21 protein-coding genes and 1 tRNA gene are annotated in these 25,906 nt (G+C 50.9%); 18 read left to right on the forward strand and 4 right to left on the reverse strand.

The window, feature by feature from the left end; all coding sequences use genetic code 11:
• The first annotated feature begins 92 nt into the window (after positions 1–92).
• The 8 genes from IPG80_RS13475 (at position 93) to IPG80_RS13510 (ending at position 11,116) form a co-directional block, all read left to right on the forward strand.
• Entirely contained in the window at positions 93–968 is an 876-nt protein-coding gene (locus IPG80_RS13475) for a class II fructose-bisphosphate aldolase (RefSeq protein WP_345107687.1), read from the forward strand.
• Between the two features lie 92 nt (positions 969–1,060).
• A complete protein-coding gene (locus IPG80_RS13480) occupies positions 1,061–2,170 on the forward strand; it encodes a histidinol-phosphate transaminase (protein WP_345107689.1) in 1,110 nt (369 codons plus the stop codon).
• Between the two features lie 60 nt (positions 2,171–2,230).
• Positions 2,231–2,989 (forward strand): HAD-IA family hydrolase, encoded by a 759-nt coding sequence (locus IPG80_RS13485; RefSeq protein WP_345107691.1) that lies wholly within the window; start codon positions 2,231–2,233, stop codon positions 2,987–2,989.
• A gap of 258 nt (positions 2,990–3,247) precedes the next feature.
• Positions 3,248–4,948, forward strand: a complete 1,701-nt coding sequence (locus tag IPG80_RS13490; RefSeq protein WP_345107693.1) for an amino acid permease — start codon at positions 3,248–3,250, stop codon at positions 4,946–4,948.
• A gap of 96 nt (positions 4,949–5,044) precedes the next feature.
• A complete protein-coding gene (glpK, locus tag IPG80_RS13495) occupies positions 5,045–6,517 on the forward strand; it encodes a glycerol kinase GlpK (RefSeq protein ID WP_345107695.1) in 1,473 nt (490 codons plus the stop codon).
• A gap of 84 nt (positions 6,518–6,601) precedes the next feature.
• Positions 6,602–9,076, forward strand: a complete 2,475-nt coding sequence (locus IPG80_RS13500; protein ID WP_345107696.1) for an FAD-dependent oxidoreductase — start codon at positions 6,602–6,604, stop codon at positions 9,074–9,076.
• 48 nt (positions 9,077–9,124) lie between these two features.
• The gene (locus IPG80_RS13505) at positions 9,125–9,649 is read left to right on the forward strand and encodes an NUDIX domain-containing protein (RefSeq protein ID WP_345107698.1); all 525 of its coding nucleotides are present in this window, start codon (positions 9,125–9,127) and stop codon (positions 9,647–9,649) included.
• 147 nt (positions 9,650–9,796) lie between these two features.
• Positions 9,797–11,116, forward strand: coding sequence for a polymer-forming cytoskeletal protein (locus IPG80_RS13510; RefSeq protein ID WP_345107700.1), 1,320 nt, complete (start codon positions 9,797–9,799; stop codon positions 11,114–11,116).
• A gap of 71 nt (positions 11,117–11,187) precedes the next feature.
• Here the strand turns inward: IPG80_RS13510 and IPG80_RS13515 are convergent, their stop codons facing one another.
• Positions 11,188–11,883 (reverse strand): hypothetical protein, encoded by a 696-nt coding sequence (locus IPG80_RS13515; RefSeq protein WP_345107701.1) that lies wholly within the window; start codon positions 11,881–11,883, stop codon positions 11,188–11,190.
• Between the two features lie 235 nt (positions 11,884–12,118).
• Between IPG80_RS13515 and IPG80_RS13520 the strand changes: the two genes are divergently transcribed.
• The 10 genes from IPG80_RS13520 to IPG80_RS13565 all read left to right on the forward strand — a co-directional run bounded on the left by IPG80_RS13520 (position 12,119) and on the right by IPG80_RS13565 (position 22,794).
• On the forward strand, positions 12,119–14,035 hold the full coding sequence (locus IPG80_RS13520; RefSeq protein ID WP_345107703.1) for a TIGR03960 family B12-binding radical SAM protein: 1,917 nt from the start codon (positions 12,119–12,121) through the stop codon (positions 14,033–14,035).
• Between the two features lie 45 nt (positions 14,036–14,080).
• Positions 14,081–14,605: a hypothetical protein gene (locus IPG80_RS13525; protein ID WP_345107705.1), complete on the forward strand. Its 525-nt coding sequence runs from the start codon at positions 14,081–14,083 to the stop codon at positions 14,603–14,605.
• A gap of 2 nt (positions 14,606–14,607) precedes the next feature.
• Positions 14,608–15,237, forward strand: a complete 630-nt coding sequence (locus IPG80_RS13530) for a TIGR03936 family radical SAM-associated protein (RefSeq protein WP_345107707.1) — start codon at positions 14,608–14,610, stop codon at positions 15,235–15,237.
• 117 nt (positions 15,238–15,354) lie between these two features.
• Positions 15,355–16,338, forward strand: a complete 984-nt coding sequence (locus tag IPG80_RS13535; protein WP_345107709.1) for a PrsW family intramembrane metalloprotease — start codon at positions 15,355–15,357, stop codon at positions 16,336–16,338.
• Positions 16,339–16,465: 127 nt separating this feature from the next.
• Positions 16,466–16,540 (forward strand) — tRNA-Arg (locus IPG80_RS13540).
• A 103-nt stretch (positions 16,541–16,643) separates the two neighbouring features.
• Positions 16,644–17,732 carry an SH3 domain-containing protein gene (locus IPG80_RS13545; protein WP_345107711.1) on the forward strand — a complete coding sequence of 363 codons (1,089 nt, stop codon included), beginning with the start codon at positions 16,644–16,646 and terminating at the stop codon, positions 17,730–17,732.
• Between the two features lie 18 nt (positions 17,733–17,750).
• Positions 17,751–18,914, forward strand: coding sequence for a FecR family protein (locus IPG80_RS13550; protein WP_345107713.1), 1,164 nt, complete (start codon positions 17,751–17,753; stop codon positions 18,912–18,914).
• A 23-nt stretch (positions 18,915–18,937) separates the two neighbouring features.
• Complete coding sequence (locus IPG80_RS13555; RefSeq protein WP_345107715.1) at positions 18,938–20,839, forward strand: adenylate/guanylate cyclase domain-containing protein; 1,902 nt, start codon at positions 18,938–18,940, stop codon at positions 20,837–20,839.
• Between the two features lie 44 nt (positions 20,840–20,883).
• On the forward strand, positions 20,884–21,951 hold the full coding sequence (locus IPG80_RS13560; protein ID WP_345107717.1) for a hypothetical protein: 1,068 nt from the start codon (positions 20,884–20,886) through the stop codon (positions 21,949–21,951).
• 225 nt (positions 21,952–22,176) lie between these two features.
• Positions 22,177–22,794, forward strand: a complete 618-nt coding sequence (locus IPG80_RS13565; protein ID WP_345107719.1) for a redox-sensing transcriptional repressor Rex — start codon at positions 22,177–22,179, stop codon at positions 22,792–22,794.
• Positions 22,795–22,970: 176 nt separating this feature from the next.
• On the opposite strand, the gene IPG80_RS13570 is transcribed toward IPG80_RS13565, so the two are convergent.
• The 3 genes from IPG80_RS13570 to atpD all read right to left on the reverse strand — a co-directional run bounded on the left by IPG80_RS13570 (position 22,971) and on the right by atpD (position 25,897).
• Complete coding sequence (locus IPG80_RS13570) at positions 22,971–23,972, reverse strand: rod shape-determining protein (RefSeq protein ID WP_345107831.1); 1,002 nt, start codon at positions 23,970–23,972, stop codon at positions 22,971–22,973.
• A gap of 15 nt (positions 23,973–23,987) precedes the next feature.
• Positions 23,988–24,428 carry a F0F1 ATP synthase subunit epsilon gene (locus IPG80_RS13575; protein ID WP_345107721.1) on the reverse strand — a complete coding sequence of 147 codons (441 nt, stop codon included), beginning with the start codon at positions 24,426–24,428 and terminating at the stop codon, positions 23,988–23,990.
• 68 nt (positions 24,429–24,496) lie between these two features.
• A complete protein-coding gene (gene atpD / locus IPG80_RS13580) occupies positions 24,497–25,897 on the reverse strand; it encodes a F0F1 ATP synthase subunit beta (RefSeq protein WP_345107723.1) in 1,401 nt (466 codons plus the stop codon).
• Positions 25,898–25,906: the final 9 nt, after the last annotated feature.

A 25,906-nucleotide genomic window follows, 5' to 3' on the forward strand; every position in this document is an offset into this window, starting at 1 on the left:
AGAAAGATGACTATTTTGCATGCATCATTCTGCATTCTTCATTCGTAATAAAGAATTTCTACTAAAAAAGATAACCAAATAAGGAGTACCAAATGTCTATCGTAAATGCAAAAGAAATCATGATCCCTGCCGCCAAAGAAGGCTGGGCAGTCGGCGCGTTCAACGTGACGGACCTGCTGCAATTCGAAGCGGTGATCGATGCGGCGATCGAAAAGAAAGCCCCTGTGATCGTACAGACCTCCGTCAAACCTTCGCAGTTCCTTGGCACGCAGATGATGGTGAATATCTATCGCACATTGGCAGAGTCTGCCCCCATCCCCGTCTGCTTGCACCTCGATCATTCCACCAGCATTGACTACTGCAAAAAATGCGCGGATGCCGGTTACACCAACATCATGATCGACGCGTCCAAGCAATCCTATGAAGAGAACATCCGTCAGACCAAGGAAGTAGTAGACTACGCTCACAGCGTCGGCAACATCTCTGTTGAAGGCGAGCTGGGAACCGTAGGCGGCGTGGAAGACCAGATCAAGGTTGCAGAAGATGAAGCACAGCTTGCCAACCCTGAACAGTCGATCGAGTTCGTCGAACGCACCGGCGTGGATATCTTCGCCCCTGCCATCGGCACCGCGCACGGCGTGTACAAGACCAAGAACCCCAAGATCGACTTCGAACGCATGGCGACCATTCACAAGATGCTTAACAGCAATGGCATCAAGACCCCGCTCGTCGTCCACGGCGGAACCGGCTTGCCCGATGATTATGTTGCCAAGTTGCTCGCAGCGGGCGGCGCGAAGTTCAACGTCTCCACCGAGCTCAAGCACACCCTCATCAATGCCAAATGGGAATATCTCAGCGCTCACCGTGATGAATACGACCCCGGCAAACTGGATGTCTTCGTCCGCGATGCGACCCGCAATGCTGTGATGCACTGGATGGACAAGCTTGGCTGCAACGGCAAGGCTTAATAAAATGACGACCGACTGTAGACGATAGACTGTTGTCGCATTACGGTCGGCGGTCAATACTAAATTTATATAACTATATCAAGGAGTTAAGCATGACTAAGAATATCGAAGAATATTATGCCCCGTGGGTAAAGGGCATTCCGATGTACATTTCGGAGCATATTGAGTTGGCGTGGCGCAAGCCCGAACTGCACCGCATGATGTCCAATGAAAACCCTGTACCGCCTTCCGATAAGGTCTTGGAGGCGATGTTCAAGTATGCCAAGATGACCAACCGCTACCCCGATCAGGGCTTGGTCGTCCGCAGCAAGATCGCCGAGATCAACGGTGTTGCCGGTCCGCAGAACGTAATGATCGGTAATGGCTCCAGCGAAGTGTATGACAACATCTTCCGCATGTTCCTCGAACCCGGCGACGAAGTCATTCAGCACACCCCCTGCTTTGGTATTTACGGTCTGCGCGGAACCCTGCTCGGCGCCAAGATGGTTTCGGTGCCGATGCTTTACGAAGATCACAAGTTGAAATTCGACCACGATGGTCTGATGAAAGCCGTTACCGATAAGACCAAGATCATCGTCATCCCGAACCCCAACAACCCCAGCGGCAACTTCATGGACCCGCAGCACTTTGAGCCTTTTGCAAAACTAGGCATCCCGTTGGTTGTTGACGAAGCCTACATTGAATACGCCGGTTTGGGCATGTCTCAGGTCGAGTTGACCAAGAAATACAAGAATGTATTCGTCACCCGCACCATGTCCAAGGCGTATGGTCTGGCTGGTATGCGCTTTGGTTACACCATTGCCCATGAAGACACCCTCAAACAGGTTGCTGGATCCCTCCTGCCCTGGAACGTGGGCACCATCCCCATGTGGGCGGCGCTTGCAGCGTTCGAAGATACCGAAGGTCTGGCAGAACGCGTCAAGTTCAACAATGATGCGGTGGATTACATCAGCGAAGCCTTGAGTGTCATCCCCGGCTTCTACGTCATGCAATCCAAAGCCAACTACATCCTGTTCGACTGCGGCGAAACCGGCAAGACCGGCAAGCAGGCGCTCGAATACGCTGAGACCAAGGGCATCATTCTCCGCGGCGAAAGCAAGAAGTACGGCTCTGATGGTTGGTTCCGCGTGACGATTGGTTCCAAGGAAGAGAATGAATTGTTCGTGAACACCATGCTTGAATTCTTTGGTGTGAAGAAATAGTTATTCAACAAGACCTTACAGGTTTCAAGAACCTGTAAGGTCTATTGAAAAGAGGAACTCATGTCCAAAATTAAAGCAGTCTTCTTTGACCAGGACGGCGTGATCATTGACACTGAGCGCGACGGTCACCGCGTATCTTTCAATATGACTTTCAAAGAATTCGGTTTCACCGACGAATGGGATATCGAGTATTACCACGAACTTCTGCAGGTCGGCGGCGGTAAAGAGCGCATGAAGAAGCATTGGCAGACCAAGGGCTTCTCCAAGCCGATGACCGAAGAAGAAATTGACGCGCTGGTGAAGGAAATGCACAAGCGCAAGACTGCCTTGTTCGTGGAATTGATCGAGACGGGCAAACTGCCCTTGCGCCCGGGCATTCACCGATTCATGAAAGAGGCAATGGATGCTGGGCTTAAACTTGCCATCTGCACCACATCCAATGAACAGGCTGCAAAGGCGATCACGGAAGGTCCGCTCAAAGATATTAAATTCGAAGTGGTGTTGGCTGGCGATGTGGTTGAAAAGAAAAAACCAGATCCTGCCATTTACAACCTTGCGCTCGAAAAGCTGGGCTTGCAACCAGATGAAGTCATGGTGGTGGAAGACTCAAAGAACGGGCTTGCTGCTGCCAAAGCTTCCGGTGCGAAGGTCGTTGTTACCACCAATCACTACACCGAAAAGGAAGATGTTTCGGCGGGTGACATCATTGTCTCCTGCCTTGGCGATGCGGATGGTGAAAAAGCTGAGATTCGCAAAGGCGAGCTCAAAGGCTTCGATGGTATCGTACACGTCAAGCAACTGATGGAGTTGTTCGGTTAATCGGTTACACAAGTACAAGAGTATGGATAACTCCATGCTCTTGTACTTTAAAGAACAAACCCGGCTGGTACCAATGTTAACAACCTCATTTCCGTACCTAACTTTTAATGCCGGGGTTTATAATATATCAAAATACACTCGGAGAAATTAACTCCCCACAGGAGGAGGAGGTGTAAGACCGGTGATTCATAAAGTGCACTTCGTAAGTTCGGTTACTTGATCTAACAAACCAACTCAATGTCAAGGAGAATTACGAAAATGGCTCAAAAAAGTCAAGCGCACGACAAGCAAGTCCTGCATAAATTGGGGTATGCGCAGGAGCTCTCACGCCGCATGAGCGGTTTCTCGAACTTCGCAATTTCATTTTCCATCATTTGTATTCTGGCTGGCGGTATCTCGGCGTTCCCTGCTGCGTTCAACGCGTTGGGGTCCGGCGGCGCATTCTTGATCTGGCTGGTCGGCGGCGTAATCGCTTTGAGTGTCGCATTCGGCATGGGACAGATCGCCTCCTCCTTCCCCACTGCGGGCGGTCTCTATCACTGGAGCTCGCACCTCGGCGGGAAATTCTGGGGCTGGGCAACTGCCTGGTTCAACCTCATCGGTTTGATCTGCGTAGTTTCCTCCGTAGATGTGTTGCTCTATACCGTGTTCTTCAAAGACCTGTTGCTTGCGACCGTTTTGGGAGTCGATGTTTCTGCTTGGGGCACTACCCAACAGACAATCTTCCTCGTAATTGCTCTCGGTTCTCAGGCTCTCTTGAATCACTACTATATCGACATCACCACCAAACTCACCGACTGGAGCGGCTACGTCATCCTCGGTCTGACCGTGGTTTTGATCGTCACCCTGTTTGCATTCAGCTCCGTGCCTCTCGACTTCACCCGCCTTTGGACCTTCCAGAACGTGACTGGTGATGCTGGCGGTGGTGTGGTTCCGTTCCGCACTGAGAGCGCGGCATTTGCCTTCCTTCTCGGTCTCTCCTACGTATGTTACACCATCACAGGCTTTGATGCCTCGGCTCACACTTCTGAAGAAACTCAGGATGCTCAGGTCAATGTACCGAAGGGTATGTGGACTGCAGTTTTCTGGTCTTGGGTCTTCGGTCTCGTGGCGGTTGCTGCCTATGTGCTAACCATGCCAGATTTAAATGAAGCCGCTGCCCTCGGCTGGGGATCGTTCTTCTATATGTGGAGCGCCTCCAAGATGCCGTTCGCCTTGAGCTTATTCCTCGCAGTCGGTATGGTATTGGTCAACTACGTTTGTGCACTGGCGGGGCTCACCTCCACCTCCCGCATGATGTATGCTTTCGCCCGTGACGGCGGTTTGCCTGCTTCCAAGGCACTTGCCAATGTCAGCACCAAGTATCGCACTCCTGGAACTGCTGTTTGGGTTTCCGCTATCTTTGCTTTTGCCAGCACACTTTATGCACCTGCCTACCTCATTTTGGCAGTGGCTTGTGCGGTCTTCCTGTACATCTCCATGGTCATGCCGATCGCAGCAGGCTTGCTTGCTGAAGGCAGTGCCAAATGGAAGGAAAAGGGTCCGTTCAACCTTGGCGGGCTTTCCAAACCGAACGCTTTCCTCGCCATCATCTTTGGTATCGTTCTGGCGATCAGCGGTTTCTTCCCGCCCAATGAAAAAGTCTTCTACTTCACCATCGTGTTCGTAGTTGCCTTGCTTGGGTTCTGGTCCAAGAAAACGGCTCCGGTGGGTATTGCAGTGGCTGTCATCGGGTTGCTGTTGAGCTTCATCCCCGTATCTGAGGAAAACGTTATGCACTTCCTCATCCCCAATGCATCGACCTCCTATATTGCCATCGGTATCGCGGTCGTAGGAGCCGTCATCACCTTTATGACCGGTGGTGAAGACACCCGCTTCGAAGGCGTGCCGGAAGGCGATAAGATCAAGGAACGCCAGGCGAAGATCGCCGAGATCGAAAAGCAATACGGCGAACACTAATTCAGTAATTTGTAAGCAGTAATTGGAGATTGGAGGTTAGGAGGTTGGCACAAACCAATCACTAATCTCCAATCTTTTTTTACCTTCGGAGGCTTCATGAAATATCTTCTCGGCATAGACCAGGGCACCACCCAAACCACCGCAGTGATCGTCAACGAATTTGGCGAGATGATCGAAAAGAATTCGGCGCAGCTCCCGGCTCGGTTCCCGCAGGCAGGCTGGGTCGAGCAAGAGCCGGAGGACATCCTCCGCACCGTCAAAGAAGCCTGCGCTCCGCTTCTTTCCAAGTACGAAATCTCTGCCGTCGGGTTTGATAATCAAGGCGAAACCTTTGTGGTGTGGGATGTGGAAACTGGCGAAGCCGTAACGCCTGCCATCGTCTGGCAGGATACACGCGGACAGGCGGTTTGTGACGCGCTCGCCTCAAACGTGGATTTGGCTTGGTTGCGCCAAACGACCGGGTTGCTGCTCGACAGTTATTTCTCTGCCCCAAAACTCAAGTGGGTCTTTGAAAATCATCCAGAGATCCGTCAACATGCACATGAAGGCAAACTCAAATTTGGCACTACCGAAACCTGGGTAATCTGGAAACTCAGCGGCGGGAAATTACACGTCACCGATCCTTCCACCGCATCACGCACCCTATTGTTCGATATGAACACCTTTCAGTGGGATGAAAAATTACTGCAATTATTTGATGTGCCCAAAAGCATGCTGCCTGAAGTGAAACCTTCGGCAGGACATATTGGCGACGTTGACTTTGGCAACGGCAAACCACTGCCTTTGCATGCGCTTCTGGTTGACCAACAAGCCGCACTATTCGGGCAGGCTTGCTTCAAAGCTGGCGAAATGAAATGCTCGTTCGGCACAGGCAGTTTCTTATTGATGAATGTCGGCGATAAACCTAAACTCTCGAACAATGGATTGCTCACCACCGTCGGCTGGAATTTCAATGGGCAGACCGCCTATGCTTTCGATGGCGGCATCTTCGTCACTGGCTCAGCTGTGCAATGGCTACGCGACAATCTAAAATTTATTCCCGACTCTGCGGCAAGCAACAATGCCGCTTCTCAATCAAAAGATATGGGCGTGGTCGTCATCCCCGCCCTGCAAGGACTCGCTGCCCCGCACTGGCGCACAGATGTGCAAGGCGCCATGTTTGGCTTGAACCGCAGCACCACTTCGGATGACATCGTCCGCGCCACACTGGATGGCATTGCCTGCCGCGTGTATGAAGTGGTCACTGCCATGTCGCAAGACAGCGGCACTCCCCCTCCTTACCTCAAAGTGGATGGCGGTCCGGCTGGCAACCCATACCTGATGCAAATGATCTCGGACTTGCTCAACCTCGAAGTGCGCGTCTCTGCCTCTGTAGAAGCGACCGCCATCGGTATTGCCAATCTTGCAGGTGTTTCGGCGCTTGGAACTTCCTTCGAACAGTTGGCAGGAAACTGGAAAGCCGAGAGGGTTTATACTCCGGGCATGAAAGAAGAGGAAAGAAGAAAGATATTAGCGCAGTGGAACAAGGCGCTGGAAGCAGTGAAAAAATTTCACGACGACAGACCATAGACGACGAACGATGGACGATCTACCCACCCTCAAGGATGATCTGCAATGGTCAATGGTCTATCGTCCATCGTCAAAAAGGCACTTATGACAACAACCTACGATATCACCATCATCGGCGCGGGGGCGGTGGGATGCGCCATTGCAAGAGAACTCTCTCGTTACGATCTAAAAATCGCACTCGTCGAATCGAACTCAGATGTGGGTATGGGAACCTCAAAAGCCAGCACCGCCATTTGGCATACCGGCTACGATGCCAAACCCGGTTCACTGGAAGCTAAACTTTTACGACGCAGTTACGCGTTGATGAAGGGTTACCTGCCTGAAGCGAATATCGCCCATGAAGTCTTGGGCGGTTTGCTCATCGCATGGAATCAGGAACAGTTTGATACTCTCCCCAAGTTATTGAAACAAGCTCACGACAACGACGAGATGGATGTGCGCATCATCTCTGCGGAGGAGATCCATCAGCGCGAGCCGCATATTAACAAAGGCGCCCTTGGCGGACTATACGTCCCTGGCGAAGGGATTCTCTGCACGTTCTCCGTTCCGCTGGCAATGGCATATCAGGCGGTGGAAAATGGGGTGGAGTTGTTTTTGAATTTTCGGGTGAAGGAGATCAGACCATCGACGACAGACGATGGACGACAGACGACATGGTCAATCGTCAGTGGTCCATCGTCAGAACAGGTAATTGATACGCGTTTCGTAATTAATGCAGCAGGCTTATTCTCAGACGAGATCAATGCCATGTTTGGAAAGACCAGCTTCAAGGTCACGCCGAGGCGCGGGCAGTTGATCGTCTATGATAAGATGGCGCGTCCGTTGGTCAATCATGTATTGCTGCCCGTTCCTACATCCATTACAAAGGGCGTGCTTATCAGCCCGACAGTGTACGGAAATATTTTATTGGGACCAACCGCTGAGGACCTGCCCGACAAAACTGCCACTGAAACAACAGAAGATGGTTTGAAATTTTTGCTCGAAAAAGGCAAACAGATCTTGCCACAGTTGTTGGATGAGGAAGTGACTGCCACTTATTCCGGTCTGCGGGCGGCGACAGAACACAGCGATTACCAAATCGAAATGGATTCGTCGCTTCGCTACTTGTGCCTGGGCGGGATCCGCTCTACGGGCATTTCTGGTGCGATGGGCATTGCTGAATACGGGGTTGAGCTCCTGCGCGATGCAGGTTTGGAATTAACGCCGAAACCTGAATTCAAAACTATAAAGCTACCAACAATCGGGCAAGCATTCACGCGTCCGCACCAGGATGCAGATATGGTGACGGCAAACCCTGCCTATGCCGAGATGGTTTGTCACTGTGAGCGCGTCTCGCGCGGCGAGTTGATGGATGCGATGAACGCGCCCATCCCTGCTACAACGATAGATGCGCTACGCAGAAGGACTCGCGCTTCCCAAGGTCGTTGTCAGGGGTTCAATTGTCATGCGGCATTGGTATCGTCATTGCGAGGAGTGAACGATAGTGAACGACGAAGCAATCCCATGACTGTGACAGAGATTGCTCACCTGCCCTTGCGGGCGGTGCAAGGGTCGGACAAGGACAAGAGCGTCCTCGCAACACTTGCACCTGGCGCAAGTGCAGGTGTGACATATGATATTCTGATCGTCGGTGGTGGACCAGCAGGGCTTTCGGCAGCGATTGAATTGAAAAAGCAGGGCATCAAAAATATTCTGGTGGTAGACCGCGAATCTGAAGCAGGCGGGATGCCGCGCATGTGTCATCACACCGGCTTTGGGCGTGAAGATCTGTGGCGCATGTGGTCGGGTCCAAGGTACGCAAAGTATTACCGTGAGTTGGCTGAGAAAATGGATATTGAAGTACGCACATCCACAACGATTACTAGATGGATGGATAAAAAGAAGCTGGCATACACCTCCCCACAAGGATTGGGTGAGATCGAAGCGGGTGCGATTTTGCTGGCAACGGGTGTAAGGGAACGTCCACGGGCAGCGCGGTTGGTGCCGGGGAAACGTCCGCAGGGTGTTTTCACGACGGGGTCATTACAACGGTTCTTATATCAAGAACATTTGCCGGTTGGAAAACGGGCGGTCATTATCGGCGCAGAGTTGGTTAGCCTCTCCGCATTGATGTCGTTGATGGGCGCAAAAATAGAATGTGCAATGATGGTGACAGAGGAAGCCACCCATCAGATCGAATTCCCGTATGTATTCATGAAATGGGCATTGGCGGATATTATTTCCAGAACCCCGGTTTTGACGAATACTCGAATATCGAATATCTTTGGTCAGAAACGAGTCGAAGGGATCGAGCTCACCCATAAAGATGGAAGCAAGCAGCTTGTAGAATGTGACACGGTCATCTTTACCGGCAATTGGATTCCCGAACATGAACTGGCGCGCATGGGTGGGCTGGAGATTAATCCGCACACGAAGGGACCGGTGATTGATAAGGATTTCAAGTCTTCGGTAAATGGAGTTTATGTAGCAGGCAACCTATTACGCGGTGTGGAAACGGCAGATCACTGTGCGCTGGAAGGTCAACGGGCGGCGCAGGCGATGGCAAAATATTTGAAATAAGGAGATTGCTTCGGCGGAAAAGCATCCGCCTGCAATGACAAAGAAATCATGGCAGACGAATTATTGGACGTAGTAAATGACAACGATGAAGTGACCGGGCAAGAAATGCGTTCGGTCGTTCATCAACAAGGGTTACAGCACCGTGGTGTGCATGTCTTTCTATTTAATGAGCAGGGTGAAATGCTCATCCAAAAACGCAGCGCCGACCGGGCAAATTCACCGTCCTTGTTGGATTGTTCGGTATCTGAACATGTCAAAGCCGGAGAAAGTTATCTCGAAGCGGCGATGCGTGGCTTAAAGGAAGAGATGGGCGTGGAAGGCGTTGAAGTCACCCTACGCGGAAAGATCCAAATGGAGTACGGTTTCAACGATAATGAGATCAGTGAGATTTACGAAGGCAGCTTAAACGGGCTATCTGTGCAGTTTGATCCGGGGGAAATTGCTGAAGTCAACTTCATGAGTCTGGACGATATTCGGACCAGCATTATCAGGGATAAAGAGCAATATTGCTACTGGTTCATTGAGCTGATGAATTGGTATTTTGGACAACCAGCACGTTTAAAAGCGCTGTAAAGCGTCATTTTGGGAGGATTTCAGGTGGAATTATGCACAATGGGCAGGGTTGAGCCGGGGTTAAAGAGTGGCGGGGAAAAATCCGCACAACTTTTCGAAAGACCAGGCGTATATCCTCCTTAGGTAAGTTTTTTCAAAGGAGCAACTATGAAAACAATTCAAAGAATTTTGGCAATTTTCACCCTTGCCGCCATACTCTCGTTGACCATCGTCTCACCCGCCCTGGCATTTGATGGGCGTGCAGGGGATGTGATCTTGATCAAAACAGATGAAGTGATCAATGATGACCTGTATGTGACTGCCGATGAATTCACTCTGGACGGAACCATTAAAGGCGACCTGGTCGTATTCGGTTCCTATATTGTCATTAACGGTACAGTGGAAGGCGACCTGATTGCAGCGGGAAACACCATTGTCATTACAGGGACAGTGAAAGACGACGCCCGCATTGCTGGTGCGGCGCTGCAATTGGATGAAAAAGCTGTCATTGGCGGAGATCTTGTCTCAGCAGGCGCAAGCTTGGAAGTCAAAGATGGCAGCACAGTTGGGAATGATGTGGTCTTTGCAGGAGCTCAAGGCTTGCTGGCTGGCTCGATCGAACGCAATCTGATGGTCGGTGCAGGCGCACTGGAATTACGCGGCGAGGTTGGCGGAAATGTCCAAGCTGAAGTCGGTGAAGCGGAAGAAGGCTCCCCTTCCCCATCAATGTACATGGGTGACACCAAAGTATCGATCCCGAACGTTAAACCAGGGTTGACAGTTGCCGATAGTGCAAAAATCAAAGGTGACTTCACTTATACCCAGTCTGCAGATATCGACTTGCCCAGCTCTGTGGTTGATGGAAAGGTAACCCGAAACGAACCTGCCGTGGACGAAGAGAATATACCAACTCCTCCCACTGCAGGCGAAACTGCGTTGACCTGGGTCTTTGATCTACTCCGAAAGATTGTAACCCTTGCCATCTTTGGGCTTCTGCTGGTCTGGCTTGCACCAGCTTTCTTGAAAGGCCTGTCTGAAAAACTTCAGGCTCAGCCGGTGCCAAGTTTTGGATGGGGCGTGGTCGCTTATGCAGCCTTCTTCTTTGCGTTATTGCTGATCGTAGTAGCAATGACCGTGGGCGGCATTCTCTTCGGGATCATTTCTCTCGGCGGTATAACAGCTACCATCATCTGGGTTGGTATCCTCGCCTTGTTTGCCCTAACCCTCGGGTTCGTGCTATTCACCGGTTTCGGAGCGCAAGCCCTGGTGGCATGGATGAGCGGCAAATGGATCCTGAACCGCTTCAACCCGGCGCTTGCGGAACACAAGGTATGGCCAATGCTGCTCGGTGTAGTGATCGTTGGTTTATTGGTCAAACTGCCGTTCGTGGGCTGGCTTATCGGTTTCCTCATCATGTTCTTTGGGCTGGGTGCGCTCTGGCTCTGGAGTCGTGAGTTGACAAAGAAGCCTGTTGTTAGTGAAGCATAAAAAGTCTGGTTAGTAAACAGCCGACGGGAATGTATACCGTCGGCTGTTTGATTTAATGATACGAACTCAGTTTATGGACAATTCTTATAGTAATCTACGAACCGTTCGATCTTTTGGGTTCGGTCCACTACACCGCCGCCTTTGTTTACGCCGACAAATTGGAAGTCGATCACGGCATGATCCAAAACACGCCAGTCGTCAATGATATCAGTGGCTTTGAAGGTGATAAAGAAGGTACCCTTGCCGTCCGTATCCATGTTCCCGACCAGATACCAATCTGATAGGCGGAAGTAAGTCGGTGCCTCCACCACCCGATAGAACATTTCAGCACGGGTTACATCCGGGTGCAAGGCTTTCATCGAAATATTGAACTCACGCGGATAACAATTCAGGGTAATGCGGTTGCTGGTAAAGGCAATATCCACGAAAACACCTTTGCCAAGAATGTTATCAATATTAACCGGAATAAGGTCCGATGCAGGCGCAGAGGCATTTGATGAACCCGATGTGGGTGGCACAGAAGTTGGTGGAATGGCGGTGGGAGGAACTGCCGTTGGCGGAAGTGCGGTGGCTGTTTCAGTTGGAAGCGGCGTATTGGTCGGTCCCTGAGTCGGAAGCGAGATCGCAGTCGGTGGAGCCACTTGGGTGGTAGCCACCACCACCACGGTTTGCACGATCGGCGTCGGGGGTTCTAGTTGCTGGGCAGGCTGTGCAGTGCCGCAAGCTGCCAACACAAAGGCAAGAATGATAAACAGTGTTTTTCTCATGTCATACTCCTATGCTAATTTGATTTCATTCTATGCCCAAGCCCTCAATGAGGAGTTGACCCCTTGGGGCTATTTTACAGAGACCGTTCTTATCAAATCTGTAAGAAACGAGCAAATCCCTTTATTAGATGAAGCGATAGACAGAGGCAACTACGTTCAAAAATATAAAACAAGAAAAAATTCCCCAACCTCGCGACCCTGAAACTGACTTTTCTTATCAGGTATAATCGGCGACATGTTTACTCCAGAACAAATCGAAGCCAAACTTGAGAGAATCCTTTTAAAGGTTGAAAGACCCGGACGCTACGTTGGCGGTGAACTGAATGCCACCGTCAAAAACTGGGAAGCGGCGAAAACCCGCGTGGCTTTCGTCTTCCCCGATATTTACGACATTGGTGTTTCTAACGTTGGTTTAAAGATCCTGTACGATCAGGTTAATCAGCGCGATGATGCGCTTGCCGAGCGTGCCTACTCGCCGTGGCTGGATATGGAAGCATTGATGCGTGAGCATGGCATACCGCTCTATGCGCTCGAATCAAAACGACCTTTAGCCAGTTTCGACCTCATCGGCTTTTCCCTCCCTTACGAAACACTCTACACCAACGCTCTCAACATCCTAGACCTCGCGGGCATCCCCGTCCGCACTGCAGAACGCGACGACTCGCACCCCATCGTCATTGCCGGTGGACATTCCGCCACCAACCCCGAACCGATGCACGCCTTTATCGACGCATTTGTGATCGGCGAAGGTGAAGAGGTTATCCACGACATCATCAACTCGCTGCAAAAGACTCAAGGCATGCCCCGCATAGAGCGCCTGCGCGAACTTGTGCTCATTTCCGGAGTATATGTACCTCGTTTTTATGAAACCACCTATATGGATGATGGCACTGTCGCCACAACCGAGCCTATCATCGCCGAAGCTCCAAAACTGATCCACAAACGCATCGTTGCCAAATTGCCGCCGCCACCCACCAAGTTCATCGTCCCGAACATTGACGTGGTTCACAACCGCGTCTCAGTCGAGATCATGCGTGGATGCACCCGCGGTTGTCGCTTCTGCCAGGCAGGCATGATCACCCGCCCCGTCCGCGAACGAAGCGTGGAAGAGGTCGTGGATGCCGCTGACGCGGCGATCCGTTCCACGGGTTTCGAAGAACTGGCACTCATGTCGCTTTCCTCTTCTGATTACACCTACATCAAAGACCTCGTAGATGCCATCAGCAAACGCTTTGAAGGACGTAAGCTGACCGTTTCATTGCCCTCCCTGCGTATTGAGTCTGTCTCTGTGGATCTGATGGAAAAGCTCAAACAGCATCGCTCCGGCGGGTTCACCCTTGCCCCCGAAGCCGCCAGCGAACGGATGCGCCGCATCATCAATAAATTCATCCCTGATGAAGAGATCATCAAGACTACCAATGAAATTTACAGTCGCGGCTGGACGACCATAAAACTGTACTTCATGATCGGTCATCCCAGCGAAACACTGGAAGACGTGCAAGCCATTGCCGACCTGTGCAAACGTGTGATTGCCGAAGGGCGCAAAGTAGCAGGCTGGAAGGTAAAACTCAACGCAGGCGTCAGCACTTTTGTGCCCAAACCGCAGACACCTTTCCAATGGGTCTCCTGCGATACCCGAGACAACATCCTTGAAAAACAGGCGTTACTCAAACGCCAATTGATGAAGGATAAAAACATAAAACTAAGCTGGACCAAACCAGACGACACCTTAGTAGAAGCCTGGCTCTCCCGCGGTGATCGCCGCATGGCGGAAGTCATTTACAGTGCATGGAAGAAAGGTGCGAAGTTCGACGCCTGGGATGAAGGACGCAAGTTCGATACCTGGATGGAAGCCTTCAATGAACTCGGCATCGACCCTGCTTTCTACACCTATCGCCAGCGCCGCACCGATGAAATATTCCCCTGGGAACACATCACAGCCGCTGTTCGTAAGAATTTCCTTTTTCAAGATTTCCGCATGTCGCTCGAAGGACAGATCCGCGTGGACTGCCGTCTGAATTGCTTCGCCTGCGGCATCCTGCCGACCTTTGCCAACCTGCGCCGCGAAAACCCGGGAGAAGGTTGGAAGTGTCCTGAAGTAAAAAGCCCCGCGCAAAAATTAGACATCGAATTACCGGTGGTCGGTGACTAAAAAACTGGAAGTCGCAAGTGGAACTTCTGGATTCCTTTTTATTCGATGAACAAGATACTCCTCCTGGAACGCCTGCAAGATGAACGCGACCGGTTCGAACTTCTCCTGAACCGCATCGGTTTTACGCGTCAGTTGACCATGCGCGGCGTCATCGGCGGCTTGACGGTGAAAGACTTGCTGGCAGAGGTGCTCACCCACGAACAGTTCATCGCTGACCGGCTAAGCGAGATCCTGCATGGGGAGACATATGCGCCTTCTGCTTCGTTTACGGCGTTGGAAAATTTTCAGCGGGAATACAATTATCCAGATTACGAATCTTCTCTGCTGGAAAAAGATAAATTTCACCCGCTCATCCTCGACCTGTATAAAAATATTGAATTCGATGAGATCGCCTCACAGGAACTTGCCGTATATACCAGCATCCTTGAATCCATCGATAAACTCACCCATCACCAATGCCTCGACCATGATCTCTATCATCGCATTGCGGAACATACCTATCGTCCGTACCGCCGCACCAGTATTGCGATCCATCAGTGGTTGAAGCGCATTGCCAGCGAGCTAAAATAATCATGCGAGTTCGAATCACCTTTACAAAACAAAACGCCTTACGCTACATTGGTCACCTTGACCTGCACCGCCTGTGGGAACGCGCCATGCGCCGTGCCAGCCTGCCCATTTCCTATTCACAGGGATTTCATCCCCAGCCTAAGATCAGTCTCGCCGCCGCCTTGCCGCTGGGATTTTCCTCGCGCAATGAGGTTTTGGATGTGCGCCTGAACGAAGATGTGGCAGTTGAGGATATTTCCAACCGCCTCAAAGATAATCTTCCACCAGATATTCAGGTATTGAACATTGAAAGCGTCAATGAACGTCTGCCTGCATTGCAAACGCTGGTTTTATCAGCCGCGTATGATGTTCATTTAACAGAACCCGTCGAAGGGTCCGAGTTGAAGCGCAGGGTCGAAGAACTGATGAATGCCGAATCCATCATCCGTGAGCGGCGTAACAAGTCCTATGACCTGCGTCCGTTAGTTGAAATGTTAAGTATCATCACGCAGGCAGATGGTATTGCCTGGTTAAAGATGACTCTCGCCGCTCGTGAAGGTGCAACAGGCAGACCCGAAGAAGTCTTATTGGCACTCGGCATCGAGCCGGAAACTGCACGCGTAGAACGGACGCGTTTGATTTTTCAGGAGTAAATTACACCCCGCAGAAAATTCTGCGAGGTGCTGGTATATATACCAATCTCCTATGTTGGTTTTAGCAACTGCCCGGTAAAATAAGTCGGTTTTCAAACTTAACTGGAGGAGTATTCAATGGCACTACTGGTTGCAATTCCACTTGCGTTCATTCCTGCATTCTTCTTTTCATGGTTCATATATTGGCTTGACCGGTACGAGAAAGAACCGCGTTGGTTGCTTTTCCTGACTTTCGCTTGGGGCGGTTTTGTTGCCATCATCGGCACACTGATCGTCGCCTCTATTTTTGAGGTCGGTTTCAGCTTTGTTCTTCAAGATGCTATCCTTGAAGATATTGCAGGCGGTTCGATCACCGCTCCCTTGGTGGAAGAATTCTGGAAAGGTCTGGCTGTTTTTGCCGTATTTTTGATTTTCCGCAAGGAATTTGATTCCGTTCTGGATGGTATTATTTACGGTGGGATTGCCGGGCTTGGTTTCGCCGCCACCGAAAACGTCTTCTACTTCATGGGTCAATATGCAGATGCGGGTTGGGGTGGTATGTTCACCAACTTCGCCCTGCGTGTGGGTGTATTTGCCTGGGGGCATCCTTTCTACACTGCTTTTACCGGGCTCGGGTTTGCTGTTTCGCGCACGAACCGTAACATCCTGATAAAGCTTGCCGCGCCAATTGTGGGCTATTTCCTGGCTGTATCTGCGCACGCCTTTCATAATACTGTTCTTGTTTTTGCAACCGGATTGGGCAGTATTGCGCTTATCATCCTGATCGAATGGGCCAGCTGGATCATGTTCCTCGGTTTCATTTTCTGGATGGTGAGACACGAACAGGGCTTGCTGAAAAAACACCTTGCGGAAGAAGTGGCAAACGGGCTGATCTCCGAAGCCCAATTCAAAACCGCAGTATCCTTCTTCCAATTCAGTGCGCGTATGTCTGCCATGAGCAGTGGTGTTTATCGCATCACAAATCACTTCTACCAATACTTGGGTGAACTTGCTCACAAGAAGGAGCAGTTCGCAAAATTTGGTGATGAACGTGGTAATAGTGTCATAATAGAAAAATTAAGAGCAAATATTGCCAGCCTGGCTCCAAGGGCAAAAGCCTAAAATTAAAGCGTGAAAAATACCCATAATAAAGAGCCTTGAATCACAAAGGTCTGATAAATGCCTTTGCAGTTCAAGGCTCTTTGATAAGCCTCTCCCAAGCATAGGCATGGTAAAATTCGCTTCGCTCGCCCCCATAGCTCAGTGGACAGAGCGACGGCCTCCGGAGCCGTAGAGTGCAGTTCGAGTCTGCATGGGGGTGCCAGACATCCACCATCAAGGTGGATGTTTTTATACCCTGATGGTACATTGGTCTTGGTACAGGACGCACTGGTAACATTCATGGCTTTTTTGGATACAATTATCAGGTGACCCATAAAAAGCTGATTCTCCTCATCGCGACCTCCATGCTCTTCAGCGGATGCGACACTGCGTCCACGCCCCCCTCGATTCCCACCACAGAATTCATCACAGCCACCCTGCCAGCCACTTCAATTCCATTCGCTACACAAACGGCGCTCCCCCCTACAACAGCACCCGCCATAGCACCCATCGCGGGTACTACAACCACAGAAGTCAATGTAAGGGTGGATACATCCACTGCCAGCACCTCGTTAGGGACGCTTCCCGCTTTTAGTCCTGTGCAGATCATAGGCAAGGATGGCAGCGGGATATGGTATCGCATCATCTACATTGGGACGGACTCAGGCTGGGTCCGTGCGGACTATGTCCAAGTGACCGATGTCACAGCGGAGATTCCAGTTTTGGGAGCAGAATCAGTCATTGGGTCTGGTGCGCGAGGCGTGGTTGTTAATGGGGTAAATGTCCGCAATGGTGCGGGGCGCGATTTTATGTCGCTCGGTCTGCTAAATCAGAACGATGTGGTATCGATCCTTGGAAAAGATTCTTCGGGCAACTGGGTGAAGATCGAGTATCCGGCTTCGCCAGACGGAGTAGGATGGGTAGCGGTGGAATTCCTACAGGTGGATAATCTTGAAGCCGTGCAAGTGATCGAGCCGACAAACCAACCGGTTGCAACCGTACCCACGGAAGTAGGTACGATACCAATGACGGCGGTTGTTTCTGTAATTGCAGCACCCAATGAGGGCGACTCAGCCGAGGTGCCGCTAGCTATATTCACGCTATCGATACTTTCTGCACGGTCGGCGCAATTTACAGGGAAAGTTTCCACCTCCAGTGGAGATATCGAAGATTGGATTGCTTTTTCATCACAATATCCTGATGTTATCATTCAGATCACGTGTGACCCTGGCAGCATTCAATTAGAATTACAACGATCAGATGCCGAACCACTGACAAATGGACTCAATTGTGGAATCGGGCAACAGGTGCGTGTTATTGCAGATGAAGTTTATTTGTTGAGAATTTCGCCGCTATCTCCGGGTCAGAATATACAACCTGGTTATACGGTCAAGATCAAGTTGAATGAGCCATAAAAAACGGAGAGATAACCCATGAATAAAAAAGGACTCTTATTTATCCTTTTCGCAGTAATTGCAGCCCTGACAGCCTGTCAACCGAAAGCAGAAGACTCGCCGCTTTCAGCCACGCTAAGCGAGATCACCGGGCTGGTGCAGATCCGACAAGCCGAAGCAGATGCCTTTGAATCTGTCTCCGCTTCGGCAACTTTGAATGTGAATGGGCAGATCCAAACTGGCGATGACGGACGCGTGCGGCTTGACCTTTCTTCCGGGACGATCATCCGTGTGGCACCTTCATCACTTTTTACATTAACTTCGAACGATGAAGGTGATGGCGGATTGCTCACAAAGATCAAAATGGAGGTCGGCAAGATATTCATCATCCTCAATGGTGGGCGGGCAGATGTGGAAACGCCCTCAGGCGTGGCTTCAGTGCGCGGCTCTTACATGAAAGTGGAAGTAGACCCAAACACTAATGATGTCTACGTCACCTGTCTTGAAGGGAATTGTTCCGTGCGCAACCCCAATGGCGAAGAGGTCAATTTCACGAATGGACAACGAGCCGTTCTCTTTCATCAAGATCCGAACACCGGTGAGTGGAACTCCCCCCTACTGGGCGATATGACCCCCGATGAATTTCAGGAATGGCTGGATAATAACCCCGAAGCACAGGCTCTCTTCGACCAGGCTATGGCAGCCCTTACAGCAACCTCAGCTACTGAAGCTCCCACAGAGGTACCGCCTACGGAGATTGATGCGGCGGCGCCAGAGGGCGGTTCAAGCAATGCCTGTTCACAAATACAGGAACCTGCAAACGGTAGTTCTCTTGGCAAAGCAGGACAGGTAAATTTTGCATGGAGCGAGCATCCTGATGCACAAGCGTATGTAATCACCTTCGTCAATGCAGATGGCAGCACTGCAAGGATCGAAACAAGCACGAATAGTGCAGAATTCTATATTGAAGTTCTACCAAACGGTGGAAGTTACGAATGGTTCGTAACTGTATACGGCGCAGACGGAAAAGAAATATGCGCCAGCCCCTCTGCTCAGTTCTCCAAGCCAAAAGCAGACCCCACCGAAAAAGCCAAGCCTGAAAAAGAGGAAGAACAAGAGCCGCCTGCTGATCCATCCAATACAACCTGCGACCCTTGTGATCCATTTGGAAGCTGTTATTCATATTCATGTTTTGGCTATTAATTCACTAAGAGTAACAACCCATCATGCCAAAAGACACAAAACCCGTAAACCTACGCCTCATCCTTTTGATCGGTACCAGTGCATTGCTACTCATTGTTCAGGTACTAGGCTTATTCAGCAGTATTACCACGCCCATTGAACGGCTGGAATATTCAATGCAGGATACCTTTGTGCGCGTGCGCGGTACCGAAGATATCTCAGGCGAAATCGTCATTGTAGCGATCGACGACCAGTCCTTCAACTGGACTGGCTTGCAATGGCCTTGGCCTCGCTCGTACTTTGCCGAGATCGTGGAACAGATCAACCTGGGCGGCGGTAAAGTTGTTGGCGTGGATGTGCTGCTCTTCGAACCGGATGAACAGCAACCGGAAAACGACTCAGCGTTTGCTTCCGCATTAGAAAAAAGCCCCGCTTCAGCAACTGTTTTGCAGATTCTGCGCAGCAGCGGGCAGGGCTTTGAAACCGAGTCTCTCATCCAGCCGTTGTCTGTTTACCGTGAAGCGCTCGATGGGATGGGCATTACCGATGTCAAACGTGACGAAGACGCTATTGTCCGTAATGTGGTGGCATATAACGCATATCAAGGAGAGACTTACCCGCATTGGGCATTCGAGGTTGCACGCCTATACTTGGGTGCTGAAGCGCCGGTCTTCAGTTCATCAAATGTCAAGTTCCATGGGCAAGACATTCCGCTCAACTCAGGGCTTTTACCCGTCTATTTTTCTGGTCCCGCCGGAACCTACCCGACCTATTCCGCTTCAGATGTTCATGATGGCATTGTTCTCGAACAGGACCCCGATGCCTTTCGTGGAAAGATCGTCCTGATCGGAGCAACCTCCATCACCTTGCAGGATATTTACCCAACACCTTTTTCTGCTACGAAACCAACTCCTGGTGTGGAGATCGTCGCCAACACTGTGGATACCATTATTAATGGGAAATTTATGACCTATGCCCCACCCTGGCTGGGTCTGGTGAGCATTCTCGTCGCAGCCGGGCTGGCATCCTTGATCACTCTTTCTAAACGCCCAGCAATGACTATTTCATTACTAGGCATGGTTATTGCAGCATACATCGTCACCGCCTTTGTGATGTTCTCAAGCCAACGTTACATCCTGCCAACGATCGCCCCAATCCTGATGTTATTTTTGGGCGTGATCCTGCCTACACTTGAGCAAGCTGTCTCACAAGAACAGGAAAAACGCCGTGTTCGTAATTTATTTAGCCGTTTCATTTCTCCCGAAATGGTCGACCAGATGATGAAAACGCAAGACCTGAACTCCGTCAACAAACGCGCTGACCTGACCATCATCTTCTCAGATATTCGCGGCTTCACGACTCTCTCAGAGAAAATGACGCCTGAGGGCGTGGTCACACTACTAAACCCCTACTTGGAAGCGATGTCACAGGTCATTTACAAACACGGCGGTACCGTGGATAAATACGAAGGCGACGCCATCATTGCCTTTTTCGGAGAACCGGTCCCCTATAAAGATCATGCTGTCCGCGCCTTACGCGCCGCCTTGGATATGCGTAAAGCTCTGGCGGAACTCCGCGACAAATGGGCAGCCGAAGGCCGCCCCAGCCAGATCGAAATGGGCGTTGGCATCAACTCAGGCGAAGTGTTCGTCGGTTTATTGGGCTCCGCACAGCGCATCAACTACACGGTCATCGGCGATAATGCCAACCTTGCCGCCCGTCTGCAAGATCTCACCAAAACCTACGCCTGGCCCATTCTCATCAGTGAAAGCACATATCAGCAGGTAAAAGATGAATTTGATGTGGAGTTTGCCGATGCGGTCACCGTCAAAGGCAAAACCAAGGCAGTCAACGTTTATAAAGTGGTCGGACATAAAGATGCAGCAGAGGATGAAAAATTAAAAGCATGGACCCAGGAACAAGTGAAGCCCCAGCATAATATATAGCGAATGCGGAAAAGAACGTCGAACAAATTTATTTTGGAGAAACAATGAAATTCAATTCTACAAAACTCATGTTAATGCTCGTAGTCCTCATAATTCAAGCCTGCAATATGCCTGCCGCCGATACACCAACACAAGAGGCTCTTATTCCAGAGGAGAATCTTCCAGATGCTCCTATTACTGAGGCGCCGCCTACAGAAATCCAGCACACCCTTGTACCCGCCGATTTACCTGCGGCGTCCTCCGGGGTTGCTGCCGACCAGGATTCAGCAAGAACCTCCCGCGACAATAGCGCAAGTGGCGGAGACCGTTTTACCTTTGGCGAGTATGAACGTCCATTCAATGCCATAGCAATGGATACATATTTCCCGTATCTTGATATTCAACAATATAACATCCTGCAAGATGATCTCTGGATCTACACAACAATTGTCTTGCGTTCGCGCAGTGCCGAAGGAACATTCCCAGGGGAATATGCGCTGGAACTTGATAACGACATCGATGGAAAAGGGGATTGGTTGATTCTTGTTTCCGCGCCAGCCTCTACCGAATGGTCTACTGTCAATGTACAGATCTGGCAGGATACAAATAAGGATGTTGGTGGAGCAAATTCAATCGAAGCTGATAAAAACCCGGGATTCAGTGACGGGTACGAAACTGAGGTCTTTAATAATGGCATCGGCAACGATGCCGATGCCGCCTGGGCACGCCTTTCACCAGATGACCAGAACTCAGTCCAAATCGCTGTCAAACGAGTGCTAGTTGATGATGATGGTAAATACATTGCCGGACCCTGGGCAGCCAGCAAACTTGACCCAGCCATGTTCGACTTTAACGACAAACTAACGCCTCAAGAAGCAGGCGCGGCAATTCGCTCCTATACGTATTACCCCATTCAACTTTTAGCAGAACTGGATAACGCCTGCCGCGTATCTATTGGTGGTCCCGCTGACGCAAACAATGACCTTGGGCTGTGCGAGGTCTACAATCCGCAAGTTGAGGGCAGCGGTGATACTCCCAGTCAGTCTGGCTCGAGTTGTACCGAAACCGCCTGCCCCAGCGGCTGGGGGTTTGACAGCAGTAGTTGTAGCTGTGTCCTTTTAGCGCCTCCTTAACTTCATATCAGATTTTAGAAATAACGCCTCTCAGCTTGGGAGGCGTTATTTATTTGGATGCCTGCGGTTCCGGCGTGAGAACGGCTTGGTCTGGCACCTAAACCTTTTCCCCGTCTGAGGCGATGCCCTCCATCCACGTATTTGTTTGTGAAGCACTTGTACCTAATTGTACAAAATAAGTTTTTTTGGTATAGTTATGGCTATACTACAAAAAGGCGAGGGCACATGAACGCGAGGAAAATACCCGATATCATCATCGGAAGACTGCCAGTGTATTTACGTGCGCTTCAACATATGGCGGAGATTGGCTTGAAGACCACTTCCTCACAGGAGCTTGGTGAGAATGTTGGTATTTCGGCGGCACAGATCCGTAAAGATATTTCTCAGTTCGGCGAGTTCGGAAAGCAAGGGACGGGGTACTCCATTGAATATCTCATTGATAAATTACGTGAGATCCTCAAGGTAGACCGATATTGGGACGTGGTAGTGGTTGGCGCAGGCGATATGGGTCATGCGCTCGTAAACTATCAAGGTTTCAGCGACCGCGGCTTTCACATTGTTGCCATCTTCGATAACGATAAGGCAAAAGTTGGGCAAAATATCAGTAAATTCAATGTAGAAGATACCGATACCATGATCGACCGTATTAAGGAATTGGGCGTCAAGATCGCCATGCTGACAGTTCCGGCAGCCGCAGCCCAAGTAGTGGCAGACCAGCTTGTACAGGCAGGAGTACGTGCCATTCTCAACTATGCCCCCATCAGCTTAAATGTGCCGAACAATGTAAAGGTGCAATATATCGACCCATCCACGCATTTGCAAAGGATGACATACTACTTGTAAAACCGAATGCCCGGCTTTGCAGCCGGGCATTTTCTTTTTAGACATAGTGATGTGAACAAAATATGGAATGCCGCCTCTTTCTTTCACTCGTTCTGTTTTGCCGTATATGCAGGTTGAAAATCCAAATAAATACCCAAGAAATAAAAACGGCTTCCATTTCGGAAGCCGTTTGCTTTTTATACTTGAGGTAAATTTCTGCGGATCACATTCAACATGCTGAAGGCTTTGGAGGCACCTTGTACTACACAGGTCAGTGGGTTATCCACAAGATAAGCAGGAATACCAAGCGATTTCGTCAGCAGTTTGTCGATGCCGCGCAGCAGCGCCCCACCACCGCACAGCGCCACACCGCGGTCGATAATGTCTGAAACCAGTTCAGGCGGGGTCTTCTCAAGCACTTTACGACCCGATTCAACGATCTGCTTCAAAGGTTCCTGCAGGGCTTCCACGATCTCGCCCGTGGTCAACGTGACCGGGCGCGGCAAGCCAGTGACCTGATCCTGTCCCTGCACTTCCATGCTGTTCTCAATATCCTGAGGAACGGCTGCACCGATACGAACCTTTAACTGTTCAGCGGTTTGTTGCCCAATGATGACGCCGTATTTGCGGCGTACATAATTAACAATGGCATCATCCAGATCCATGCCCCCCAAGCGCAAGGTATCCGCAGAGACGATACCATACATAGCCATAACGGCTGCTTCTGTGCAGCCTCCGCCAAGACAAATGATCATATTGCCAGAAGGCGAATTGATCGGCAGGTCAATGCCAATGGCGGCGGCAAGCGGTTGTTGAATAAGAAAAGCCTCACGACTGCCCGCTTCCATCACTGCTTCATAAACAGCACGACGTTCGACGCTGGTCACACCATACGGAACGGTGATCATGACCCTTGGACGAAAGATGCGCATGGATCCGCTTGCGCGCTGAAGCAGGTAGGCAAGCAAGGTTTCGGTGATCTCATAATCGGCGATCACCCCATTGCGGAGCGGGCGGGCGACTTCGATGCTCTCCGGCACTTTGCCGAACATATCGCGCGCTTCAACACCCGCCGCAACCATTTTTTGGTCATCAACTTCAATGGCCACAATTGTGGGTTCTTCCAACAAAACACTATTATTGTCGGCGAAACGCGTGAACATGGTACCTAGGTCAATTCCCAGGTCTTTCGAGAACATCGAGAACACTAGGTTTTAATTCTCCGAAATGTGAATATTCGATCCGCCCTTGCGATAGCGGCGAACGGCATCCAGACGCAGGTTAGACCTGCGCAGGGCGGCTTCCATGGCGAGATAGGCATCTGTATCTGCAGGGACGCCTTTCTTGAGGATCTCTTCAGCACGTTTGCGGGCTGCATCGGCGCGGGCTTCGTCGATCTCCAGCACGTTTTCTGCCGCATCAGCAAGGATGGTGACAATATCGGGCTGCACTTCAGCAACTCCGCCAGCCACTGCAAACACTTCTTCCTTGCCGTTTTTGCGAACACGGATAAAACCATACTTCAAGGTGGTCAGCACGGGCGCGTGCTTGGGCAAAATACCCATCTCCCCAGCTGCACCGGGAAGCACAACAATGTCCACATCACCTGTGAACACCGTGCGATCTTGCGAAACAATTTCACAACGAATGGTCATAAAAATAACCTTTTGGTAATTAGTAATTGGAGATTGGCTAAGACCAATCTCCAACCTCTAATTACCAATTATGCGTTTGCCAATTTCTCCGCACGCTCGCGGACGTCTTCGATGGTACCAGCCATCATGAAAGCCTGCTCGGGGAGGTCGTCGCATTTACCATCCAGAATTTCGCGGAAGCCGCGAACTGTGTCTTTGATGGCAACGTAGCGCCCGGAAATACCGGTGAAGCGCTCAGCAACATAGAAAGGCTGTGAGAAGAAGCGTTCGATCTTGCGGGCGCGCGACACGACGAGTTTGTCATCTTCGGAGAGTTCATCGATACCGAGAATGGCGATGATGTCCTGCAAGTCCTTATAGCGCTGGAGAACACGCTGCACTTCGCGAGCCGTCCGGTAGTGTTCTTCGCCCACGATATTGGGATCAAGAATTCGGGAGGTTGAAGCGAGCGGATCCACAGCGGGGTAAATACCTTTTTCCACGATGGAGCGTTCGAGCGCGATGGTCGCATCCAAGTGGGTAAAGGTCGCCACAGGAGCGGGATCGGAGTAGTCATCCGCGGGCACGTACACAGCCTGCATGGAGGTGATGGAGCCGGTGCGGGTGGAGGTAATACGTTCCTGCAACTCACCCATTTCAGTGGCGAGAGTAGGCTGGTAACCTACCGCAGAAGGCATACGACCAAGAAGCGCGGACACTTCGGAGCCGGACATGGAGAAGCGGAAGATGTTATCGACGAAGAGCAACACATCCTTGCCCTGATCGCGGAAGTATTCCGCCATCGAGAGCGCGGTCAACGCAACGCGAAGGCGCACACCGGAAGGCTCATTCATCTGTCCATAAACCATCACGGTGTCTTTCATCACGCCGTACTCGATCATTTCGCGGTACAAGCCGGTTCCTTCACGGGTACGTTCACCCACACCAGCGAACACGGAGTTACCTTGGTGAACCGAAGCCACCGAGCGGATGAGTTCCATGATGATAACGGTCTTGCCGGTTCCAGCGCCGCCGAAAATGCCGGTCTTACCACCCTTGGTGAAGGGGGCGATCAAGTCAATGACTTTGATACCGGTTTCGAAGACTTCCACGCGAGTGGACTGTTCTTCAAACGCAGGAGCAGAACGGTGAATGGGATAGTGCGAGGTCGCTTTGACTTCACCTTTTTTGTCGATGGCGTTGCCAAGCACGTTGAAGATGCGACCAAGGGTTGCGGGTCCTACCGGAACGGTGATTGGGGCGCCTGTTGCTTGGGCAGGAACGCCGCGCTGGAGACCATCAGTGGAATCCATCGCTACGGTGCGAACCCAGCTATCCCCGAGGTGCTTCTGCACTTCGAGAACGAGCGGCTCCTTATTGTCGCGATCTACTGTGATCGCTTCGAAAAGTTCAGGGACGTTGCCTTCGGGGAATTCAACATCCACCACGCCACCTAAGATTTGTACGACACGGCCGTTTGCATTTGCCATGATTTCCTC

The organism is Candidatus Villigracilis vicinus (assembly GCF_016702885.1).
GTDB lineage: Bacteria > Chloroflexota > Anaerolineae > Anaerolineales > Villigracilaceae > Villigracilis > Villigracilis vicinus.

Excerpts from the sequence above, each read along its gene's own strand:
- IPG80_RS13475 (WP_345107687.1), top strand. The coding sequence starts at position 93 with ATGTCTATCGTAAATGCAAAAGAAATCATGATCCCTGCCGCCAAAGAA.
- IPG80_RS13480 (WP_345107689.1), top strand. The coding sequence starts at position 1,061 with ATGACTAAGAATATCGAAGAATATTATGCCCCGTGGGTAAAGGGCATT.
- IPG80_RS13485 (WP_345107691.1), top strand. The coding sequence starts at position 2,231 with ATGTCCAAAATTAAAGCAGTCTTCTTTGACCAGGACGGCGTGATCATT.
- IPG80_RS13490 (WP_345107693.1), top strand. The coding sequence starts at position 3,248 with ATGGCTCAAAAAAGTCAAGCGCACGACAAGCAAGTCCTGCATAAATTG.
- glpK (WP_345107695.1), top strand. The coding sequence starts at position 5,045 with ATGAAATATCTTCTCGGCATAGACCAGGGCACCACCCAAACCACCGCA.
- IPG80_RS13500 (WP_345107696.1), top strand. The coding sequence starts at position 6,602 with ATGACAACAACCTACGATATCACCATCATCGGCGCGGGGGCGGTGGGA.
- IPG80_RS13505 (WP_345107698.1), top strand. The coding sequence starts at position 9,125 with ATGGCAGACGAATTATTGGACGTAGTAAATGACAACGATGAAGTGACC.
- IPG80_RS13510 (WP_345107700.1), top strand. The coding sequence starts at position 9,797 with ATGAAAACAATTCAAAGAATTTTGGCAATTTTCACCCTTGCCGCCATA.
- IPG80_RS13515 (WP_345107701.1), bottom strand. The coding sequence starts at position 11,883 with ATGAGAAAAACACTGTTTATCATTCTTGCCTTTGTGTTGGCAGCTTGC.
- IPG80_RS13520 (WP_345107703.1), top strand. The coding sequence starts at position 12,119 with ATGTTTACTCCAGAACAAATCGAAGCCAAACTTGAGAGAATCCTTTTA.
- IPG80_RS13525 (WP_345107705.1), top strand. The coding sequence starts at position 14,081 with ATGAACAAGATACTCCTCCTGGAACGCCTGCAAGATGAACGCGACCGG.
- IPG80_RS13530 (WP_345107707.1), top strand. The coding sequence starts at position 14,608 with ATGCGAGTTCGAATCACCTTTACAAAACAAAACGCCTTACGCTACATT.
- IPG80_RS13535 (WP_345107709.1), top strand. The coding sequence starts at position 15,355 with ATGGCACTACTGGTTGCAATTCCACTTGCGTTCATTCCTGCATTCTTC.
- IPG80_RS13550 (WP_345107713.1), top strand. The coding sequence starts at position 17,751 with ATGAATAAAAAAGGACTCTTATTTATCCTTTTCGCAGTAATTGCAGCC.
- IPG80_RS13555 (WP_345107715.1), top strand. The coding sequence starts at position 18,938 with ATGCCAAAAGACACAAAACCCGTAAACCTACGCCTCATCCTTTTGATC.
- IPG80_RS13560 (WP_345107717.1), top strand. The coding sequence starts at position 20,884 with ATGAAATTCAATTCTACAAAACTCATGTTAATGCTCGTAGTCCTCATA.
- IPG80_RS13565 (WP_345107719.1), top strand. The coding sequence starts at position 22,177 with ATGAACGCGAGGAAAATACCCGATATCATCATCGGAAGACTGCCAGTG.
- IPG80_RS13570 (WP_345107831.1), bottom strand. The coding sequence starts at position 23,972 with ATGTTCTCGAAAGACCTGGGAATTGACCTAGGTACCATGTTCACGCGT.
- IPG80_RS13575 (WP_345107721.1), bottom strand. The coding sequence starts at position 24,428 with ATGACCATTCGTTGTGAAATTGTTTCGCAAGATCGCACGGTGTTCACA.
- atpD (WP_345107723.1), bottom strand. The coding sequence starts at position 25,897 with ATGGCAAATGCAAACGGCCGTGTCGTACAAATCTTAGGTGGCGTGGTG.